The sequence below is a fragment of the Fodinibius halophilus genome, assembly GCF_011059105.1.
GTDB classification, from domain to species: Bacteria; Bacteroidota; Rhodothermia; order Balneolales; family Balneolaceae; genus Fodinibius; species Fodinibius halophilus.
The window spans coordinates 20,345-41,668 of the sequence record NZ_JAALLS010000016.1 but is presented as its reverse complement, the minus strand read 5'-3'; the positions used below and the strand labels follow the sequence as shown (position 1 = coordinate 41,668).

The 21,324-nt window shown below is 41.3% G+C and carries 15 protein-coding genes, 1 tRNA gene and 1 other RNA gene; 6 read left to right on the top strand and 11 right to left on the bottom strand.

Annotated features, from left to right (window positions below; all coding sequences use genetic code 11):
• The first annotated feature begins 14 nt into the window (after window positions 1-14).
• A complete protein-coding gene (locus tag G3569_RS12345) occupies window positions 15-971 on the top strand; it encodes a YpdA family putative bacillithiol disulfide reductase (RefSeq protein ID WP_165269567.1) in 957 nt (318 codons plus the stop codon).
• 6 nt (window positions 972-977) lie between these two features.
• On the opposite strand, the gene ffs is transcribed toward G3569_RS12345, so the two are convergent.
• The 7 genes from ffs to G3569_RS12310 all read right to left on the bottom strand — a co-directional run bounded on the left by ffs (window position 978) and on the right by G3569_RS12310 (window position 10,358).
• Window positions 978-1,077, bottom strand: an RNA gene (ffs, locus tag G3569_RS12340) — signal recognition particle sRNA small type.
• A 59-nt stretch (window positions 1,078-1,136) separates the two neighbouring features.
• Entirely contained in the window at window positions 1,137-3,326 is a 2,190-nt protein-coding gene (locus G3569_RS12335) for a CHASE2 domain-containing protein (protein WP_165269565.1), read from the bottom strand.
• Between the two features lie 3 nt (window positions 3,327-3,329).
• A complete protein-coding gene (locus tag G3569_RS12330; RefSeq protein ID WP_165269563.1) occupies window positions 3,330-6,101 on the bottom strand; it encodes a hypothetical protein in 2,772 nt (923 codons plus the stop codon).
• 37 nt (window positions 6,102-6,138) lie between these two features.
• Complete coding sequence (locus G3569_RS12325; RefSeq protein WP_165269561.1) at window positions 6,139-6,870, bottom strand: FecR domain-containing protein; 732 nt, start codon at window positions 6,868-6,870, stop codon at window positions 6,139-6,141.
• A 3-nt stretch (window positions 6,871-6,873) separates the two neighbouring features.
• Complete coding sequence (locus G3569_RS12320; protein ID WP_165269559.1) at window positions 6,874-8,055, bottom strand: hypothetical protein; 1,182 nt, start codon at window positions 8,053-8,055, stop codon at window positions 6,874-6,876.
• 196 nt (window positions 8,056-8,251) lie between these two features.
• Window positions 8,252-9,409, bottom strand: coding sequence for a tyrosine-type recombinase/integrase (locus tag G3569_RS12315; RefSeq protein ID WP_165269557.1), 1,158 nt, complete (start codon window positions 9,407-9,409; stop codon window positions 8,252-8,254).
• Between the two features lie 875 nt (window positions 9,410-10,284).
• Window positions 10,285-10,358: transfer RNA gene (locus G3569_RS12310), tRNA-Ala, on the bottom strand.
• A 191-nt stretch (window positions 10,359-10,549) separates the two neighbouring features.
• Between G3569_RS12310 and G3569_RS12305 the strand changes: the two genes are divergently transcribed.
• Window positions 10,550-11,497 carry an OmpA family protein gene (locus G3569_RS12305; RefSeq protein ID WP_240894707.1) on the top strand — a complete coding sequence of 316 codons (948 nt, stop codon included), beginning with the start codon at window positions 10,550-10,552 and terminating at the stop codon, window positions 11,495-11,497.
• A 177-nt stretch (window positions 11,498-11,674) separates the two neighbouring features.
• On the opposite strand, the gene G3569_RS12300 is transcribed toward G3569_RS12305, so the two are convergent.
• The gene (locus G3569_RS12300; protein WP_165269555.1) at window positions 11,675-13,273 is read right to left on the bottom strand and encodes a histidine kinase dimerization/phosphoacceptor domain -containing protein; all 1,599 of its coding nucleotides are present in this window, start codon (window positions 13,271-13,273) and stop codon (window positions 11,675-11,677) included.
• 260 nt (window positions 13,274-13,533) lie between these two features.
• Here G3569_RS12300 and G3569_RS12295 point away from each other — a divergent pair, with 260 nt between their 5' ends.
• A complete protein-coding gene (locus G3569_RS12295) occupies window positions 13,534-15,921 on the top strand; it encodes a DUF5686 and carboxypeptidase-like regulatory domain-containing protein (RefSeq protein ID WP_165269553.1) in 2,388 nt (795 codons plus the stop codon).
• 99 nt (window positions 15,922-16,020) lie between these two features.
• Window positions 16,021-16,542: a hypothetical protein gene (locus G3569_RS12290; protein WP_165269551.1), complete on the top strand. Its 522-nt coding sequence runs from the start codon at window positions 16,021-16,023 to the stop codon at window positions 16,540-16,542.
• Between the two features lie 52 nt (window positions 16,543-16,594).
• Here G3569_RS12290 and G3569_RS12285 read toward each other — a convergent pair whose 3' ends face one another.
• Genes G3569_RS12285 through G3569_RS12275 form a run of 3 tightly spaced genes read right to left on the bottom strand, consistent with a single transcriptional unit; the run spans window position 16,595 to window position 19,349 of the window.
• Window positions 16,595-16,873 (bottom strand): GlsB/YeaQ/YmgE family stress response membrane protein, encoded by a 279-nt coding sequence (locus G3569_RS12285; protein WP_165269549.1) that lies wholly within the window; start codon window positions 16,871-16,873, stop codon window positions 16,595-16,597.
• 11 nt (window positions 16,874-16,884) lie between these two features.
• Window positions 16,885-17,934, bottom strand: a complete 1,050-nt coding sequence (locus G3569_RS12280) for an ABC transporter ATP-binding protein (protein ID WP_165269547.1) — start codon at window positions 17,932-17,934, stop codon at window positions 16,885-16,887.
• The gene (locus tag G3569_RS12275; protein ID WP_205720184.1) at window positions 17,931-19,349 is read right to left on the bottom strand and encodes an ABC transporter permease; all 1,419 of its coding nucleotides are present in this window, start codon (window positions 19,347-19,349) and stop codon (window positions 17,931-17,933) included. The genes G3569_RS12280 and G3569_RS12275 overlap by 4 nt, the downstream gene beginning before the upstream one ends.
• A gap of 375 nt (window positions 19,350-19,724) precedes the next feature.
• Here G3569_RS12275 and G3569_RS12270 point away from each other — a divergent pair, with 375 nt between their 5' ends.
• Window positions 19,725-20,231, top strand: a complete 507-nt coding sequence (locus tag G3569_RS12270) for an SPOR domain-containing protein (RefSeq protein ID WP_165269545.1) — start codon at window positions 19,725-19,727, stop codon at window positions 20,229-20,231.
• A gap of 88 nt (window positions 20,232-20,319) precedes the next feature.
• Window positions 20,320-21,252: an alpha/beta hydrolase gene (locus G3569_RS12265; protein WP_165269543.1), complete on the top strand. Its 933-nt coding sequence runs from the start codon at window positions 20,320-20,322 to the stop codon at window positions 21,250-21,252.
• Window positions 21,253-21,324: the final 72 nt, after the last annotated feature.

Sequence of the window (21,324 nt, the reverse complement as noted above, 5' to 3'; positions counted from 1 at the left end):
TAATTTTATACTCGATGGTCATTATTGTAGGAGCAGGCCCCATTGGATTAGCAACAGCTATTGAACTCAAGCGTCTGAATATCGATGCTAAAATTATTGAACGGGGATGTTTGGTTAACAGCATTTTTAACTACCCGAAAGATATGACCTTCTTTTCGACCTCGGAACGCCTGGAGATCGGTGACGTGCCCTTTATTTCTCATAATCCCAAGCCTACTCGCAGAGAAGCCCTGGAATACTACCGTCGCGCAGCGGAAAGCTATGAGCTCGATATCCACCTTTATGAAGAAATGCAAGAGATAGAAGGCAGCGACCATTCTTTTACCGTAACTACCAACAAGAATACCTATAAGGCTGAAAAAGTTGTGGTTGCAACGGGGTTCTATGATATCCCTAAGAAAATGGGAATTCCCGGAGAGGAACTCGAGAAAGTCTCTCACTATTATGATGAGGCCCATGCTTATGCCTGGCAAGATGTACTGGTTATCGGTGGAGGTAATTCAGCAGTAGATGCCGCCCTGGAGACCTATAGGTCGCATGCAAACGTAACATTAGCTGTTCGCGATTCGCAAATCAAGGAATCCGTCAAGTATTGGGTTAAACCTGATATTCAAAACAGGATTAAAAACAACGAAATTACGGGATACTTTAATACAGAGGTAAAAGAGATTTATCCGGATCGAGTAGTCCTTGCTACCCCCGATGGAACCGAAACTATTGCCAATGACTTTGTGCTGGCCATGACCGGCTACCAACCAAATTTTGAGCTCATGAAGAGATTTGGCATCGCCCTTACAAACGATGAAGACAAAATGCCTGTATACGACGAAGAAACCCTGGAAACAAATAGAGATGGGATATATGTAGCCGGTGTTGTTTGTGGGGGCATGGATACCAGCCGTTTGTTTATTGAAAACACCCGCATTCATGCCAAGCATATTGCAAACGACATTGAACAAAAGATAGGATAAAAAAAGAGAGGGTAAGCAACCTACATCACGCCGCTACGACCTCCTACCGCTGCTACCTTCCGGTCCTGACGGAGTTCAGAGGGAGCTGGCTGCGTAGGGCCTACCCTCGAAGGACAAAGATACTATTTATAGTGGGTAAATGGCAAACAAAAAAACTATTTATTTCTATTTAGATTTCATCACATAAACCCCGTTCCAATCCGCTGGCGGTGGATTTTTTTTCATAGTCTTACACCTATCAAGATATACCAGTGAAGGATTCGTATGAATGAACGATTTTTCGTTCGGCACATAAAACTCTAACTCTCTTGACTCCTCAAACAAAGCAATAGCTTTATCCCATTTTTGCCGTTTATAGACTTCAATAGCCTGCTCAAACTTCTGTTTACAAGCAAACTGAGTATCAGACATATGTTCCCGGAGACCCATAATTTCATATACATCTACCGGCTCGGTTTTTCCTTTAACGACTATACGATCCAAATAACGAAATACGCAACGGTTACCATGAGCCTCAGCTTCTCGTTTTGTATCTGCTGTTACCATAGTATAAACCCCAAACTGCTTCGCCCCACTTTCGCACCGGGCTGCCAAATTCACATTATCGCCCATCATAGTATAATTGAACCGGCTTTCTGACCCCATATTCCCTGTTACCATTTTCCCGGTGTTAATACCAATTCTATTACGCATATAGTGCACAATTTCCGGCCATTTTTCTCCTTCACTTCGCCATTTGCGGCGCAATTCATCAAGTTTTAACTGCATTAGCTGTGAAACCACACATGCTTTATATGCGTGGTCTTCCTGGGGCACCGGAGCTCCAAAGAAGGCTACAATAGCATCCCCAATATATTTATCAAGCGTGCCTCCGTGAGTTGTCAAAATATCGGTCATTGCAGACAAGTATTCATTGATAAGCTTCACCAACGTTTTTGCAGGAAGCTTTTCCGAGAATGCAGAAAATGATTGGATATCACTAAAAAAGGCAGTCATATATACCTCATCGCCTCCCAGTTCAGGCTCTTTATTTGATTCTACCATCTCTTCTACCACAGTCGGGGAAACATAAGAGGAAAACAGGTTGCGAAGACGTCTTTTTTCACGTTGTTCTATCACATATTCATAACTTTGTGTGGTTACATACCCGACAGTTAAGGCTATGAGCATAGATATGACATCCAATATGAATCGAAACTCCAAAAACTCAAAGATTGTCAATGCAACTACCAAAATACCCAGTGAAAAATACGTCATGAACCCACCCAGGCCTGAATACCGGCGCCCCGCCCAAGCTACAAGGGTAATAAGCAATACAATCAGGGTTAAATTGAACCACGGCGAGATATGATGAATATATTTTCCAGACAGTATGGTCTGAATGGCATTGGCATGCATTTCTACTCCGGGCATAGCATCCTGCGGGGCAAAGGGGGTTGAGTGCAGATCGTTTAGCTCTGGCATCGTAGCTCCCACCAATACGATCTTGTCTTCAAACACACCTGACTGCTTTAAACCGTAATAAGGGTCCGAAAATGTATTGGTTTGAAACGACGAGTCTTCAGAAGCAAGTATCACCGTAGAATCATCAATAACATTCTCAAACGAATAACGTGGAAAAGTTCCCGGGCCTCCAAAATAGTTTATCGCCATCAGATTATTGGAATACCATGGAATCTCAAAAGGCCCCAACTTGAACGAGTCAGGGGTCCCAGATACTTCTTCCGGTGCTATATTTTTAAATAGCTTTAACACCTCTAAACCCAATGATAAATAGCGCTCTCCATTGTACGAGGTTGAAAGTATATATTTACGAATTGCAGAATCCAGATCATTATAAGTTCGCACAAGCCCCAACGGATTCTCATTTGCTTGCCGCAAAAGCTGGTGCGGCCTCACAAAGCGGGTAATTTGCGAACTACTGCCCTGCCCCCTACCCTGACCCTCACTCTGAACACTTGCGCCTAATATTACCTTTTTTGACTGCATTATGGCTTCAGCAAAGGCTGAGTCGTTTGAGAGACTATAGTTATCCGTTTTGTCAAAAATGACATCAAATCCAATAGCTCGCACTCCCGCTTCATCAAGATTATTTACCAAATTAGCGTACAGATCTGTAGGCCATGGATATTTTTGAGGTATCTCTTGGTCAGCTTGCTGACTTATAGCTACAATCACTACGGAAGAGTCTTGAATAGGAATAGGACCACGTAATTCAAACAACTGGTCTGTAACTCCCAACTTCAGATTCTGCATAGGAGTGGTAAACGACAACAAGACGGTCATCAGTAGCGAAAAAAGGATCAGTCCGGGTAAAACCAGGCGTGCAGTCCATCTGTTTCGGTCGTTTTCCATATCCTAAAAGTTGAAGATATAACGGGCCTGTATCAAGTGGTCGTTAGGAATGGCTGAAGATAACAACACATTTCGGATGTTTGAGTAACGGAATGACAACAAAAAAGAATGTTGATTACTCAAATTATATCGGCCACTGGCATTCATTATGTAAGAATGGCTTTCTGAGGTAGATGCAGAAGCGTTATTGGCGCCGGGCTCATAGTAATCGTTACGATTATCTCCATCTTGCGAAATAGTAGTGGGTATCCCTAATGATATAGATTCAGTACGATTTTTGGTAAATGCAAAAGAGGCATTGATATTGAGCTTATCATCCAATAAAAACATCGATCCTCCTACACGAAAACCCAATATTTTTATATCCGTTAAACCGTTCCCGGTTTCTGTGCTGTTGTAGTTAAAGCCAATTCTAGTCTGCAGTGGCTTCTGTTCGAACCTGTTTACAACTTGCATTGATAAACTGTTGCTTAGAGCTCCCCCGTATTGAAAACGCTGATCTTTAGTTTTTGTATATGAGTAACTAAGGCTGGCATTATGTGAAATACCAAGCAAAGAAAACTCCTGTGATATAGATGTGGACATCTGATATGAATTCGTCAACCGTGCATTGGGGGCAATCAACGTATCCCCCTGTTGTACTTCAAAATTCTGTACTGCTGCAGATTCTACTCCTTTCGGCACAAATGGATTAAAAAGTGCTACATCATTATCACGGTTTCTATTCAGAAATCCTATACTTACGCGGGGCAGTCCTTGATCAAGTGGGAACCAGCTCACATTAGCCCGGTAGGTATTCGTATTTGTTGTGGCTTCTTTGGCACCGGTAACGTTATCGTTTAATCGCTCATACCCTAATGTCAAATATACGCGATTATTTAAGAGCTGGAGGCGATCAGTCAGGGTAACGCCTGCAATATCATTACGAATTGTACTGTTAGCAAGTGAACGATAGGCCGGGCCAACCCAACGATATCGAATCTTTAGATTATTATCATAATAATTGAATCCGACCTTTGAGTCTAAGGCCGCCATGCTTACAGGCAAATGAGGCTCTGCGGTTACTCCGGATTCATCTGCATTAAACCGAAGAGGCAAGGTATCCATATTTTCATTGATGATGATAAGCCAGGATAATTGCTCTAAAAGATTTTCAGTATCCTTATCCAGACTAAAGCCTAAATCATCTGCTCTTTCTTGTGAAAAGGTGCCCTCAGAAATATCTCCATTCAACAAACTAAAAGCCCCATCGGCTTCAAAACGAATGCGATCAGAATCCAAACTTACCATAAGGTCTGAAGCAGCCACAAAATTACCTTTGGGCCGGGGCATTCCATTAATAGTGAGCTGTTCCGGGTTTTGATTCAGATCGTTACGTTCTTGTTCATTCAAAGACTCGGCAAGACTCGGATTACGCTCCATAAGAATATTAAAATTATCAATAATATTTATGGAGCTAGTATCATCCTCTACCTTTAGAAAATTAAGACCAAACTCAAATGTTTTACCGCGGCCCACTCCTAATCTACCTCCCGTAATATCCCGCTCAAACGTTCCTGCTCCACCATTTTTCGTACTAAGCAAGTAAGACACACCCAATGTATCCTGTTGCTGAATTTGGTATTCCGGTTCCAAGTTACGGAATAAATTATCAATGCCCCGTCGTAATTTCCCATGTAGAATTCGTAAGCTTAATGCGTCATCCCATGGATGGAAACCCACATTAAGTCCCTGCATGCGCTGCCCTGATATTGTAAGTGCACTTAACCGCGGATAAACATGCCCTGCTTTAAGATCAAACCATTCGCCCACATACAGTTGTGCTCCGAATCGATTTTGAGCCTGCAGCCGTGGATCTTCTTGAGAAGTTAGCAAACCATACGCCGAATAAGAGATATTGCCCTTTTCTCCCGACAAGCGCACATTACCACTAAGAGCATCATTCTGCAGACCTCCAATTTTCTGGTTCCGTCCACTGATCTCTACCCTACCCCTGGGAATCCAATCATCTTTGCCGGCACCGGCATCCCCAATATCAGAAGACACCGCTGGATCCAGCACAGTAAAGTTCCAGCTGGCCACATTCTGAGTACTGTCAGCATTTATTAAATTAAAGATTACTTCATGTTTTCCGGGTGAAAGCTCATCCGGGGCATATGTATAAAAATAATCACTTGCATTGGCTTGTTCTGTCACGTCACGACCATCCAATAGAAGCTCAAAAGAAGAGGCATCAGCATCAATCTCATCAGGGTCATAAAAAAGGGTTAACGCAATCACTACATCATTTCTAGAAATACTGGTCCCCGGCTCAGGAGACAAAATGGTATAATCAACTCCCGTCTTTTCCACTCTTAACTGCCGTGCTGACTTTCTCTCATCGATAACTTCAACGGTAACTGGGCTACTTATCGTAACATTTTGAGGATAGGTTACCTTTTCCCCGTTATGCAACTGAATTTCAAAATAGTATGCAACTTCGGTAGCTTGCCTATCCTCTACTCTAAGAGGTGCTGTAAATTTAGTTGCATTTAGAGATGCTTTTTGTTGCTTATATGAGATATCTCCTTCATGCCGGTAAAAAAGATAGGCTTCTGCCACTTGATCAGGTTCAATACCCGGTACATTGAATATTAAATTCAATGTTGTCCCCCGTTCAATAAATGATGGTTCTTGATGATGAATCTGGTTGGAAGCTCCATTGGTAGCAGCTGTTGCAAAACCACACCCAAACAGAAAACCCACCAGCAATAACCATTTGCTAATCTTTTTCATACTGAACCCCAGCTTTCCGGCCCTCATTTACAACCGGTTATTTATTCTCATTCTCAAAAACTTTAACCTTTAATACTCTCTGTTGACCATTTTCATCAACAAAGCGGATCTCAATAATTTCAGGCTCCAGATTTTCTTCCATCTGGCTATATTCCTCATTCCGTTCCTCAATCTCATCCTCCGTTAAGGTCCCCGTTTCAATAGTACCATTGCTCAGCACTTGTCCGTAATTCCCACCTGTAAGTTCTGCAGACTCTCCGGTTCCACTAACCAACAGCTCTACAATACCTTCCTGAACCCAAAAAAAGTTATCAGAGGTGGCCCCAAAGTCTGTTCCTTTTACAGATGCTACCGTCGTATTTGTTGCTACTTCAAAATTATCTCTGCCCTGTTTCGTCACATTGAGAAATATCTCACCGGCCTCTAAACCAATTCTGGCGCTGGTATTCTGCTTACCCCGTACTTCACCTTCAACAATCAGGCGGGACTCTGGTTTTACTTTTGCCAAGCTTTTGTCCATAAACTGTACCAGTGCAAAACCATTTTCATCCGTACGCAATGTATCTCCATTAAAAAGTGGTTTGCCCCTTTTTTTGATATTCTCAAGTGTACCGGCATTTTCTACACCAACACTTGGTTTAAACTTTTGAACAAAAGCCAAGGGACGATCAGCTTCTTCATAACCGGTAAGGGCTGTTGCAGCCCCCATTGCAGTAATAAAGAACAACAACAAAGTTAGCTTTGTACTTATTTTATGATAACGTGTCATAGTCTATTGCCTCTCAATTACTATTGAAACCTCACCGTTCTCAACCTTCCTCATTAGCTTTCTAAGTTGTTGCAGGGCTTGCCCATCTCGATAAACCCGGCCATCAACCACAACCGCTTCAAAAGAATAACCCTCTGTATCAAATTGATTAAACTGCTCACCAAGTACTGATTCCAGCACCCTTGCCATTCCTGGTGTTTCTGATACCGAGTTACTGCTATTGCCGGTAAAGGTAAAACTCCATATTTCAGATTCTTTTTCTTCTAGTCCACTGCTCGTTTCACGCAAACCAATAACCCGCCAGTAATACGTTTTTCCCGGCACAAAATCTTGTACTCCCGAATTGGGATACTGCAAATTGGACTGGCCAACTATTCGATCTAACATCTCATACCCTACTAGAGTGCCCGTGCCCCCATTACCCCTGGTAGCACTTGTACTCTTGGCCCCATCAAGAAGTGATTCCGGAGTCTCATTATTTCTTTCTTCAACAATAATAAGACGATATGAGCTGCCGGTTTCACCCTGCCATTGAAAGTTGGGGTACGGATTAGCAATGCTAGTAGCCGAGCCCACCTCATTACCGGGTGTGAGTAAATAAAAGTCCTGTATCTTTTCTGTAATACTTGCCCCCACCTCAGCCATGTCAGATGCAACTTTATTTTGCAGTCCAGAACCTTGATATATATTTATTTGAATCTGGTAGTTATCGGCAGGTAACGTGGTAGCGCCCCCCAGGTTATTAACAAATTCCTGGCCTTCTGTTGTTAACCCACCATCAAACTCAATAGCCTCTTCTACCCCCGGCAAACCGTTGCTAATATTATTATTAGTCGCAAATACTTGCTGTCCCGGGTTTAAACTGAACGGCTGCCCCTTAACCTGCGTAACCTCAGCAATTGGGCCCACTTTGTCTGAACTAATTAAGATTTCAAAATATAGATTGTTCACATATTCAGTACTATTCTTATTGATCAAATACATTCGAAATAGGTTAGGACCTTTCCCATCATTTGCAACAAGCGATTTGATATTTATCGACTTTGAGTTGGCTAATGTCTCATTAACCTCAACACGCATCGATATATCGGCCTGAGCATGTACTGAATGCGCTGTTAGCGTACACAACAAAAAGAATGTAGCTGTAATAACAAACTCTTGTAATTTCTTCATCTGGCTCTCCATACCCTGCATCATTTTATAACAAATATATTTAGATATACCCCCTCGGATACATCAAAACCACAATTGTAATGTATAATACTAAAACTATACCCCATATAGCAAAAAAAACGCCTACCACCGGTTTATATTACTCCTGATATTACACAAAATGGGTACTCCATTTTCTCCTACTACAGCTACTAGTTTACGATGCGATTTAGCCACCGCCTAGAATATCAAGCAAACAATTTTCCCATCTTGAAATAGCTTTTTTCTTACTCTCGTCATGACTTTGCTTATCGTACAAAGATGATAGACTACTTTTTCCCTCCTTATAATTAAATAACTTCAATAGAACTTCCCTTTCTACTCCCAGTTTTGCCATATACACACAAACTGTTTGTCGCAGATAGCGTACTTTAAAATCCTTAACACTTGAGACCTTACGAATTCGTTGTGCTGCGTTCTTAGTTGTTGTAAGCGGAGCATTTTGTTTTCGCGGCGAAAGAAATACATACTGACTGTTCCCGCTGTATGGCTTTAAACTCTGGATAACCTGTTGCGAAATATTACCTAATGGCACTTTATTCGGATCCCCGCTCCTTGACATCTCTGCCGGAATGGTCCAAATATCATTTTCTATATCCTGCCATCTCATCTGGAGGGTCTCATTTTTTTGCTGTCCCTGCACCAGCAAAATTTTTAACAATTCACCCATTGGTTGTGTCTGCTTACCGAAGCATCTCCACAGCTCCCTAATTTCGAGCTCATTATAATGTCGCTTGCTCTGCCTGTTTCGGGCCTCGTACATATCGGTACTGTGAACCGGGTTAAGAGCGGTTATCCGCTGATCTATCCCGAACGAAAAAATACTGCTTAATACAGCTCGCATTCTGTTGGCCATTGTCGGCGCTGCTTCTCTGTTTGCTTTATGATCAAGTAATTTTTCAATATGATCCACTGAAATACTGCTGATCTCGAACTCTGCCAATGCCGGGAGCAACTCACGATCAATAATTCTCGTGTATTCATTGCGGGTACTCATACGTAATGCAGGCAAATGATGCTGCTTAAATAATTCGGCAACCTTTTTAAAAGTATATATACTGTCAGAATTTTCTTGCTCTTTATACAATTCTGGGTTCTTATAAGTATGCACCTTATGCCTTGCCTCTGCCAAAGAGTAAGCGGGATATTTTCCTATGGTCTGTCGCTGATGCCTTTGTTCATCGTAATAGCGATAACAAAATGACTTTGTACCCGCTTTGGTATGGCGAAGAATTAATCCCTGCACCAAGGTATCATAATACTCCACCTGTTTCGCAGGCGGAGCCAAGTTTTTAATAAAGTTTTCTGTCAGCTTTTTCTTGGGCATAATCTATGGACCAAATTCACTGCATGGGTATATATTATTATATTTTATTCTTTCAAGAAGCTATGAACATAAATATATATGCCTCTCTGCCGTATAATACTGAATATACATCGTAAATATAAATTTAAACCTTCTGTTTTACAATCAGTAGGTTAATATTGGTCTATCATTATATCCGGTTGCAAACAGAAGGCAGGCAAGTACTTACTTGCTAATAAAATTACTCCAATATTGTAAACTCCAGTATCACTTCTGCATCACCTTATGGATCATCTTGACATATTGAATAGTACATAGCAATAATGGGTAAATAAAATGACAGATCATAACCATCTTGTGCAATGTGCAATATAGCGCACTGGTATTAGTAGTTAACCTACCTATTAATAATCAGTGGGTTATATATTTATAGGTATTATCTAAGAATAATTTATGCCGAACAGTAAAATAACAGAACCGTGATCATCGGCACTGAAATTGCAGTAATGAACAAAAAATAGGCTGACTCATCTAAGGCCTCGTAATAGTATGTCTGTAGTTATCTAGATTGTCTTAGATCCACAATGGCTACAACTCGCAGGGTGCTTTCTTTGCGGAAAGGGTATAGAGCAGTGAAAAGTAGCGGTGAATAGAACTGCTACAAAAAAGAGGACCGTTAACAAAGTCATTTTACACAGTCTGGCTCTTTAACAGTAGTTGGTTGGCCTGGTCCGAGACAAGCATCTCCGGGCATGCAGTCTTTATGGCTACTTTAAATCTGGCACAGCCTAGAACAACAGAAGTGTAAAACAATTAATCCAATACCCGAATTTTCTTCATAAGTTGGGAACAATCCCTTAAATATTGAATTAGTAAAATAGAACGGGGGAAGTGAGTGGAGCTACGGGGACTTGAACCCCGGACCTCTTGCATGCCATGCAAGCGCTCTAGCCAACTGAGCTATAGCCCCATTAACGGATGGCAATAATAAGAATTATTTTACTTAATTCACACTTTTCTATCCATCTAGTTTCTTTTTGTTTTTAATTGTAAATGATAACATATTATTGGTAATTATTTTATGGAACAGTTTTAGATTAGAAAGTAAACCTCTATTTTTCATCAGTTCAAAAATTAACTTTAAAACTACATAGTAACACGATGATAAACTCAAAATTGATTTTACTTGTCTCTTCCGTGTTTCTTGGGATGGCCTTGCTTACAGCTTGTTCCGGTACCGAAGAACTCCGGGACCCCTCGGAAAGAACCCTTGAATATCTGCAATCTCTGGATAAAGAAACGCTACAAACTCTTGATACAGATAGCGATGGTCTTAACGACTGGGCGGAAATGAATGAACACGATACTAATCCACTAGAAGCTGATACCGATGGTGACGGCCTAAATGATGGTGAAGAAATAAATGAGTATAACACCGATCCAAACACTGCCGATAGTGATGAAGACGGGCTAAGTGACGGAGAAGAAGTTAATTCTCATAACACTGATCCCAACAATTCTGACAGTGATGATGACGGACTAAGTGACGGGGAAGAGATCAACGAGTACCGTACAGATCCTAATTCTGCTGACTCTGATGGTGATGGCATCAACGATTATGACGAAATCAACGAGCATAACAGTGATCCCAACAACAGCGATTCTGATGGAGATGGTTTCACTGACTCTCAGGAACTGGATATGGGCACAAGCTTAAATGACAGCTCTGATCCTGCGTACCTCAAAGAAGGAGCTCTTGGAACTGTTAACTTTGCTTTTGACAAGTCCAATATTGATGAAGAGGCTGCAAAAATCCTCAGTGAGAATATTAAGAAGCTGATGGATTCTAAGAAGTTCCGTGTTCGTATTGATGCTTATACCGACCATGTCGGTGGAGACCAATACAACTTGCGACTCAGTAAGCGTCGTGCTGAAGCCGTTACTCAATTCTATATTGAAAATGGAGTTGCAGAAAGCCGAATTGAATCTCGCGGCTTAGGCAAAGCACCTCAACCTTGCATGGATATGACCGACGAAATCGGTTGCCGCAAGAACCGTCGTGCAGAATCTCATCCACTGAATCCTTATCAGTACTCTCCAAATAACTAATAAGGATCTGCAGACTGGTTAATTAGTTTATACAAAAAGGCGATCTCATTACGAGATCGCCTTTTTTATTATCCATTATTAAGCAATAGCATGAGATGGTCGGCCACATCCTTCCTAACTCTAACGCCTACACTTCCAATCGTGCTCCACCCGCCGTATCAGGCAAAGAACTATTCGTTAGTCTACCCTGAACTTCAATGTGTATTCAGTACCTTTTCCTTCATTGCTTTCAACTGATAGCTCTGCCTTAAGTTGTCTGGCGAATTTCTTTATTAGTGTAATCCCCAATGAATCACTTTTAATTTCATCGAGTGCATCAGGCAAACCTATCCCGTTATCACGAATAGTAAAGTTGATTACCCCATCCTCAACCTCACTCTCGAGCCAAATACGCCCCTTTTTCTTACCCTGAAAAGCATGCTTGTATGCATTTATTAAAATTTCATTGATAAAAAGCCCTAATGGAATAGAGTGTTCCATTTCTAAGCTCGTATCCTCAATATCTGTCCGTAATTCCACATTTGTTTTTCCTCCACCAAATGATTGATGGGTCAACTCTCCCACTTGCTCTACATACGACTTCATACTGATATCAGAAAGAGATTCATTTTCATATAACACCTCATGAGCCATGGCCATAGATTTGATCCTCGACCGTACAGTCCTGAAGTTATTTGGAGTAGACTTATCCCCGGACTTTATTTGCTGAAGCTCTAGCAAAGCACTTACCAGGGCCATATTATTTTTTACACGATGATGAATTTCTCGCAGCAACAACTCCTTTTCTTCTAAAGAGACTTGCAGTTTTTCCTGGCTTTCATTTAACTCTTCTGTCCGGTTTTCTACCTCTTGGCTAAGGCGTTTATTCCATCCACTAATTAGTTTAAAAGCTCCATAGCCGGTTATCATAATAATTCCTATTGAAATCCAGGAAATAATCTCAAAAGATTCCAGGGCATTAATTACATCAACGACTGTTGCTGATTTTTGGCTCACCATTACCTCTTGCACCCGCATCTCACCAAGCAGTTTTCCTGATAGAATAAAAAGGATAAGTGCTCCCGTAATGGAGGCTACCGCACCAACGATCCATTTTAAGGATACTCTTTTATCCTCTGAAAAGTTGAACCACTTTCTTTTTAAACGCCCGATGGCAGGCGTCCCAATCCAAAGAAATGGACCTATAATCAATAAAGCCTGTAAAAAAGAACCACTCCACCATCCTTTCCAAATAACCAATGTATCAAAAGCGGAAAGCTTGTGAGAAAAACTCCAAATGAATGCGCCTAACGAACTGCCAATAGAACCAATGAAAGATATTGAAACAAAAAACGCTATACTTTTGAAAGATCTAAGATCATGAGAAATACCAAAAGCACGATAAGCCGTGGCACAGATTGCTAAACCGAAAACAAATGCGATTCCAAAGATGAGAGCCCACCCCCAAGCCATACCCGAATAGAAAGCAATCATAAATGAACTAAGGAAAATAGGTATAAAGCCCCACTCAAACCCAAACCAGAAGAAAAGCAACATCCCAAGTATCAAAGCAGGATTAAAAAGAAAAAATTGTACTATCTTATTCCTGCTGCCTTCAAGTAGCAACCATTCTTCCGGTAAAAGAAACATTGTCGCCGAAAGTGTTAAAATCACCGCCAAAAACCAACTACCTAAAATCCCCCACAGACGTTTATCAGCCAGTGAGTAATGAGATAAAAGTAGTTCAAAAGTAACCGGTTGCCAATTGTAACCCTTTTGTTCTTCTTGATCACTCATATATTTGCTTCTTGCTAACTATTTTCTAGTGCCCCATATATCTAAAGGTATTGAATCATGACTACATTAAAAAAATTTAATGTTTTTGCAGGCAAACTCCTACCCCCGCTTATTTACTGTTGAAGAATATAACTTGCTACCCATACCCCATTGCCAGCCTGTAAAGCATCTTAAAATCAATAAGTATATCAGTTAGTGTAACTTAACAGGCTAACAATAGTACAATATTCCGTCCGTTTTGAACACAAAACCATATTCCAGTGAAAATCATACCATTTGCAACACTTCTCTTATTATTAGCAATAAATCTCCCAGCCGAAGCCCAACACACTATTTCGGGAACAGTCAGTGATGCCGAAACCGGAGAAAGCCTACCCTCAACAAATATTCTTATAGAGGGAACCTACCAAGGCACTATTACCAATGCGGACGGCACCTACTCGCTATCCATCCCCGACTCCTTGCTGCCCGCAACTATTATTGTGCGTTATATTGGCTACCAATCAACAAAGAAAACAATTAAAAGAGAATCTGCCTCCCAACAGAAATTTTTGCTAAAACCCGCTATTACTGATATGGAAGAGATTGTAGTCACCGATGAGGATCCGGGGGTTCGTATTATGCGGGAAGTGATAAAACGCAAAAAGCAGTGGCGTAAAAAGCTGGCTACCTACAAAGCAGAGGCCTATACACGGCAAAAGTTAGCTAATGATACCAGCATAGTTTCTATTACCGAATCGGTTTCTGAAGTTTTTTGGGATAAAGAGAAGGGCCATCGCGAAGTGTTAAAATCCAAACGACAAACGAAAAATATTAAAGCCGGCGATAACTTTGCTGGTGTTAGTTATTTGCCAAACTTTTACGATGATAATATCGAAATCTCGGGCTTTGAAATCGTGGGAGTAACCCACCCGAAAGCACTCGATTATTATAATTTCAAACTCGTCGATCAGACCTCATTAGATGGCGAAACAGTCTTTAAGATCGAGGTATCTCCCAAGCGAAAGCTGCAACCCCTCTTTAAAGGCACTGTTTATGTTTTAAATATTGAATATGCCTTAGTTGAAGTAAACCTCACACCCAATGAAGTCGTAAGCTTCCCTCCCCCTGTAAAATCATTTGACCTGGATTATCAACAGCAGTTTAACAACTATGGCAAAGCCTTTTGGCTTCCAGTGGATGTACGCATTGGAGGGAAAATAAAAATTTCGATGGTTGGTCTTGATTTCCCGATGATAAAATTTAACCAACTAGCGCGTATCACAAATTACCAGGTTAATACTACCCTGCCCGATTCTCTTTATGAAAAAAAGGATCTTTTCAGTGTTGACAGCACTACAGTAGAATCTGATTCGCTCATCCATAAAGAAGTTAATACTGTACCTCTGTCTGTTGAAGAGGAAGAAGCGTATGCAACACTTGATAGCACTGCCACCCTGGAAGAAGCTTTTAAACCGAGTGGATTCCTTAGCCGCTTTATGGATGATGATGAAGGCTCGGGGTCCGGGGCATTGTCATTTCTCGGTGAAATGCCGGGTAACATCTCTCCGGATGCACGATATAACCGAGTAGATGAGCTTTTTGCCGGATTAAAATATCGACTCGACGCAACAGATTGGCTTGAATTCAATGCAGACGGGGGATACAGCACAGGCAATAAAAAATGGAGTTATGGCGGCGGCCTTACCTTAAACTGGCTTAGTAAAGATAATATATCGTCCTCATTCGGTGGTAGCTATCATGCGGAAACAGTGAACCGTAACCATTCCCGAATTTACAGCCCCTTTTATGCCAGTATACCAAACCTTATGGGTAATAAAGGCTATTTTGACTACTTCCGGTCTGAAGGGTTCAGGTTGTTTTCTTCAGTCAAACTACCTGAGGAAAGCCTTTCCATCAATGCTGGATTTAACAGCAATAAACAGCGATCGCTCCTTACTACAACCGCCTACGACATAACCGGTCGTTCCAACAACTACCGTATCAACTCTCCTATTGACGAGGGGCGGATGCGCTCTATTGACCTAACTGCAGGATATAATTTAGACAACAACTACAACTTCGGGGCTACCTCCCAGGATTTTATCATGTTTAAAGTTGAACACTCTTCGTCAAAATTAGGCAGCGACTATAATTTTACCCGATACGAAACAAAATTGGGTTGGTCTTTTCCCACATTTTACCAGCGCAGGTTTATGCCAAATACCCTGGATATTAATATCAATGCCGGAACTTACAGCGGGAATATTCCCATTCAGAAACTGGGTGCCGTTGATGTTGCATTGGCTAATACCAGTCCTTTTGGCGTTTTACGTGCAACTAGTGGGCGTCCCTTTGAAGGCAACCAATATGTTTCTCTAAATATTGAACATAACTTTCGAACCGTTCCATTTGAGGCCCTTGGGTTACGTCCCCTTGTGGAACATAATATTGGTCTCATCGCTTTTGGAGGAGTAGCTCGTACCTGGCCAGATTGGAACACACCCCAAAATGCTTTATCTGGCTTTCAACCACGCGGTACAGGAGGCACCTATTGGGAAGCCGGAGCATCCATTAACGGTATCCTGGGGATATTCCGCGTAGACTTTGCTACCCGACTTGATAAACCTGCCTTTTTGGTTAACATTGGCGTTGCGCGCATTTTTTAGCCACTTCATCTCATTTATTGAAAAAATGACTCTAACTTTTTGATATTTTTTCATATACTTAGATTCATTTTAAATAAGCACTTAATAGATTCAGCGAAAATGTTTACCAACACTTCAGGCTTCTATAGAATCACTACTGTATTAGGTCTTTTCTTTTGTACCCTATTACTGATCTACTGTTCTTCTCCAGATAAAAAGGAGACTACAGCTCAACAAGAAGGTGTTGAAAAGGCAAAAAAGGATACGCCGGAATTAGCAGACGCAATGGGACAGCTTCAATACTATACCCACAAATATACATTAGCTGTAGATGCCCAAAATCATGAATTAGCTACATTTTACTTCCATGAAGTTCGGGCAGCAGCCGATGGGATTAAAAAAAATATTCCCGGCTACGAAGGATATGACATTGCACGTTTTATGAAACTTTTCCTGGATCCTACTATAGAACCTGTAGAAACCGCTCTTGCAAACAAAAACTGGGAAGAGGTGAGAGCAAAGACAATTGAGATGGTTAACTCATGTAACTCGTGCCATAATGCTACCAGTCACGGATTTGTTAAGGTAACACCGGGTTTTGATAATAACCCATACAACCAAGACTTTTCTGCGCCAAAATAGAAGCAACTCATTTATTGAGATATAGAGGCCTGATAATGGTATTGTCGGGCCTCTATTTTTTCATAGAATCTTTACCTTTTGAGATAACTCCGATAGTAACGGCAAAAAGTGCAGAACCAAATATAGACCAGATAATAGGAAACATCTCCCCATTTATTTCTACCGGCAGCAGATAGGTTAATCCCATTTTAGCAGCGAGCCATTTACCAATCAAAGCCCCAATAAAGCCAACCACTGTAGAAATAAGACATCCCCCTAAAGAGTAGCCTGCAATACTTTGACCAATTGCTCCACATATTGCAGCTATAATAAGTAATAGTATAAAATCCATACCGAGTGAGTTTAGTCTTCGCCTTCCAGGATCACTGCAGATTCAAGCGGTTTTATTACCACAGCATCATTAGGTTCAAAAAGTACACGATTATCAGTATGAACCAAATATTTTTTCCCTTTTAGCTGCACATGATAAGTGATATCATGTCCTTTAAAATCTCTTCCTACTACCGTACCTACATTTTCCGGCTTTTGATCTGTCGCTTTTTCTAGGGTTAAATGCTCGGGACGGATAGAACAAAGAACCCGCCCACAGGCATCACAATCTAAATGCATGGGGCCCAGACTGGTAGCAACCTCTTGACTACCGTTTGCCTCGGCATGAAAAAGATTAGTACGACCTAAAAATTGTGCTACAAATTTTGTTTTAGGATTATAATAAACCTCTTCGGGCGTACCCACCTGCTCGATTTTACCATCGTTCATAACGGCAATTCTATCTGCAAAAGATAGTGCCTCTTCCTGATCATGCGTGACTAACAACGCACTCATTCCAGCCTTTTTAAGGATGCTGCGCACCTCTTTTCGCATAGAATCGCGTAGCATAGCATCAAGGTTAGAAAATGGCTCATCCAGTAAAACAAGTTTCGGCTTGGGAGCTATAGCGCGAGCTAAGGCTACCCGCTGCTGCTGTCCCCCGGAAAGCTCACTGGGGTTGCGATCTTTATAATCTCCCATCCCCGTTCGGCAAAGCACCTCTTCGGCATATACATTGCGTTTATGTTTGGGAATATCTGTTAACCCAAAGGCGACATTGTCTATTACCGACAGATGGGGAAAGAGAGCATAATCCTGGAATACGAATCCGATGCCCCTGTTTTGGGGTGCCACATGTTGTGACGGGGACTCCAATAATCGACCTTCAACCTTAACTTCTCCCTTATCCGCTCGCTCAAAACCAGCGATAAGGCGCAGGCAGGTTGTCTTACCACAACCACTGGGACCCAGCAGGGCAAAGATTTCATCCTCTTTCACTTCAAAATCCAGAGAATCTACAACAGGCCCACTTTCATCAAAAGCCTTACTTAAATTTGATACCGTTAATAAATCTTTCATCATGTTTTTAGCTCTTTCGAGAACAATAACCCTACAAACAGGGAGGAAAATAATAAAATTGTCAATGCAAAGGGAGCGGCTTCTGCAAACATTGCCTCTCCGGTATATGACCACACGTTAAGTGCCAATGTATCAAATCCTATGGGAGATAATAGAAACGTTATCGACAGCTCTTTCATTGCAGATAAGAAAACCAAAGCTGCGGACGCAATAATTCCACCGCGCAACAAAGGTAACGTAACTTTAAAGAATGACTTCACCGAGGAATATCCCAATGAACGTGCAGCTTCTTCATATTGCGGTGGAGCTTGATACAGGGCACTGCGTACCGGTCCAATTCCTTCGGCCAAAAAGTGCAACGAATACGCAAATACCAGTAAAAACAGCGACTGATACAGTACCGTTGAAACCTGGAGAGAGAAAAATACAAATGCTAAAGCAAACGCAAGAGGGGGCGTAGCATACCCAAGATAGGCCACCCGTTCTATCGGGTTACTTAATTTTGTTTTATATCGCACACCAATATATGCCAAAGGCAATGCCATTAACGTTGTTAGCACAGCCGCCGGTGCCGACGCTTTTACTGAATTCAAAAAGGCTCGGTACAGATCACCTGCCACCGAAGCAAAAGCTGATTGTGTCAGCCAGTGCATAATTGAAGAAACCGGTAGCAGCACAGATATTAAAAATAGCACTCCTACAAAAATGTAGGCCGGGTATTTCCATGGGCCGAGTTTTAAAAATGTTTTTGACTTGGCCGCTCCACGTCCTAACCGGTAGTAAATTGCTTTCTTCAATAATTTATACTCCAAAACCAAGGCAGCTGTTGTTAATCCCAGCAGCATCAGGGCCAGCCAAGCTGCGTAGATACGGTCAAAGGCAGCAATATACTGTAGATATAATGCATAACTGAATGTCTCAAAACGCATCAATGATACTGTACCGAAATCACCAATAACATGTAAACTAATGAGTAAAGAGCCGGCCAAAAATGCCGGTTTAAGCTGAGGTAAAATAATGTTGATAAACGTAGACTTAGCATCATGCCCCAGCGATCGGGATACCTCCTCAATAGATTGGTCTAACCCCAATAAAGCAGTTCGCAAATTCAAATATAAATAGGGAAAAGTGCAAAGTGTCAGCACTATTAACGAACCAGCAAAACCGCTTATCCGCGGGAAATTCCAACCAATCCACGCCTGAATACTGCCATTAAAACCTCCCAGCCCTAAAATAGCATAGGCCATCACATAGCCGGGAATAGCTAAAGGTAGCACTCCCAGTAAGGTTATAAGTCCTCGGGCTTTTATCTTACACCGAACCGAGAGATACGCAAGCGGAAGAGCTATTAAGGCATCCAAGACCAGCACCCCTACTGTCAACAATAAGGTATTGCCAAGCAGGCGCAGGTTCCGCATTCTGAATACAACATTGTTTAGCATCTCGGGCGAAGCCCCAAATGCTCTTATCAACAAATATACCAACGGCAGTAATACTCCTACAGCAATGAGAATTGCAAATAGCAGGAGATACCACGGAGGAGATTTTTTATGTAATTTTGTGCTTATAATATTGCGTTCTGGTGCTCTGAGAAGAGGGAAATTTAGATCAAATCTAAATAGAAAACAACTCGATAGCAACCCCTCTCACTATAAATTTACCTCCTTTTTCACCCTTAATTAATCCATATAATTCTAAATATACTTATTTGGTTAATATATTTTTGCACCGTAACTTTTTTTAGTAAAATTAATGTGGGCATCAAAAATTCTTATTCATTAAATATCTTACTCATGAAACGATTAGTAATATTTCTGGTCACCTCTTCCATTGCTATCGGTTTACTAAATGCATGTGGACCAAGCGAAGAAGAAAAAAAGCGTCGTGAACAAGCTCGTCAAGATTCTCTTGAACAAGTTCGGCAACAGCGTCTGGCTCAGCAACGACAAGACAGTATCGAGCAAGCTCGTCAGGACAGTATAAAAGCTGCAGAAAAAAGAAAACGAGAACGTAACCGCATTGAATTCGACAGCGATGGTGCCTTTTCTGTTCAGGTTGAAGCATGGAGATCAAAACATAAAGCACAGTCACAAATTCAAAAGTGGAAAGACCGAGGTTATGAAAATGCTTATGTAGTTAAGTATGGCACTGAAGAAACCGGAGATATTTGGTTCCGGGTTCGATTAGGACACTTAGCCACAAAAGAGATGGCCCAAAAATTGAAGGATAAGCTTCAAAGGAAACATAATGAACAATCTTGGATCTCAATGGCCCAAGACAGTTCTGAAACTACAGAATAGTATTCTTTTTTATCTTACATCAAAGCACTAAGGAGCTATTCTCCTTGGTGCTTTTTCTATATAAAACAGCCTTCAATAATATCAGACAATGGAACATCTGATCACTGAGATCCCTGATTCACTCTCTAAGCTTGAAAATTTTATAAAAGCTCACGAATCGGCACATGAGCTAAAAGAAGGGGCAGAAGCACAAATCATCTGGGCAGATTCTTCATCAATTAAAAGGACAGAATATGCCATTGTATACCTTCACGGCTTTCGAGCTTCCCATCCGGAGGGAGATCCTGTTCACAAAGCAGTAGCCCAAAAACTGGGGTGTAATTTATATTTGAGCCGATTAGCTGAACATGGGATCAAAAGCCAATACCCTCTCTTCAACCTTACCGAAAAATCATTACTAAAATCGGCTCACTTTGCTTTTGAAATTGGTAAACGAATTGGTAAAAAAATCATCCTCATGGGGACCTCAACAGGAGGGTCGCTGGCTCTTTATCTGGCATCACATCCTGAACACAAAGATCGTATTTCCTCACTCGTTCTATACTCTCCTCTAATTCAGTTCTTTGGTATTAAGCAACAATTGTTAACTAGCACTGCAATTCGCAAGTTGCTTTCTATCGTTCCCGGCAAAAAACATTTAATAACCAATGCCCAGTCGACCTATGCCGAAGATCGCATCTGGAATAAAAAGTATACCTTAGGTGGGGTTTTAGCCCTCGGAGCATTTGTTCAACATCATATGAGAAATGAATTGTTTAAACAGGTCCAACAACCTGCTTTTATAGGCTATTATTATAAAAACAGAAAAGAACAGGACACTGTTGTATCCGTCCAAGCAATAAAAAGAATGGCTAAAAAACTGGATTCTCGCACAGCACCTCCCCAAGTTGTTAACTTCCCCAATGCAAAAAACCACGTAATTTGCAGTTCACTACTGTCAAAGTCGGTTGAAAATGTTATCGATCACACTTCCCGGTTTCTCAAAGACCTTGGCACTCATAGGACTACAGGAACACACTAAATATGGCACCATTTAATATTAAAACAAATGACATTTAACAAAAATATTTGTAAAAAAGGGGTTAATTAGTGT

Bases quoted from the DNA above. Each gene is read 5' to 3' on its own strand.
- G3569_RS12345 (WP_165269567.1), top strand. From the start codon at position 15: ATGGTCATTATTGTAGGAGCAGGCCCCATTGGATTAGCAACAGCTATT.
- G3569_RS12335 (WP_165269565.1), bottom strand. From the start codon at position 3,326: ATGGAAAACGACCGAAACAGATGGACTGCACGCCTGGTTTTACCCGGA.
- G3569_RS12330 (WP_165269563.1), bottom strand. From the start codon at position 6,101: ATGAAAAAGATTAGCAAATGGTTATTGCTGGTGGGTTTTCTGTTTGGG.
- G3569_RS12325 (WP_165269561.1), bottom strand. From the start codon at position 6,870: ATGACACGTTATCATAAAATAAGTACAAAGCTAACTTTGTTGTTGTTC.
- G3569_RS12320 (WP_165269559.1), bottom strand. From the start codon at position 8,055: ATGGAGAGCCAGATGAAGAAATTACAAGAGTTTGTTATTACAGCTACA.
- G3569_RS12315 (WP_165269557.1), bottom strand. From the start codon at position 9,409: ATGCCCAAGAAAAAGCTGACAGAAAACTTTATTAAAAACTTGGCTCCG.
- G3569_RS12305 (WP_240894707.1), top strand. From the start codon at position 10,550: ATGATAAACTCAAAATTGATTTTACTTGTCTCTTCCGTGTTTCTTGGG.
- G3569_RS12300 (WP_165269555.1), bottom strand. From the start codon at position 13,273: ATGAGTGATCAAGAAGAACAAAAGGGTTACAATTGGCAACCGGTTACT.
- G3569_RS12290 (WP_165269551.1), top strand. From the start codon at position 16,021: ATGTTTACCAACACTTCAGGCTTCTATAGAATCACTACTGTATTAGGT.
- G3569_RS12285 (WP_165269549.1), bottom strand. From the start codon at position 16,873: ATGGATTTTATACTATTACTTATTATAGCTGCAATATGTGGAGCAATT.
- G3569_RS12280 (WP_165269547.1), bottom strand. From the start codon at position 17,934: ATGATGAAAGATTTATTAACGGTATCAAATTTAAGTAAGGCTTTTGAT.
- G3569_RS12275 (WP_205720184.1), bottom strand. From the start codon at position 19,349: ATGCGGAACCTGCGCCTGCTTGGCAATACCTTATTGTTGACAGTAGGG.
- G3569_RS12270 (WP_165269545.1), top strand. From the start codon at position 19,725: ATGAAACGATTAGTAATATTTCTGGTCACCTCTTCCATTGCTATCGGT.
- G3569_RS12265 (WP_165269543.1), top strand. From the start codon at position 20,320: ATGGAACATCTGATCACTGAGATCCCTGATTCACTCTCTAAGCTTGAA.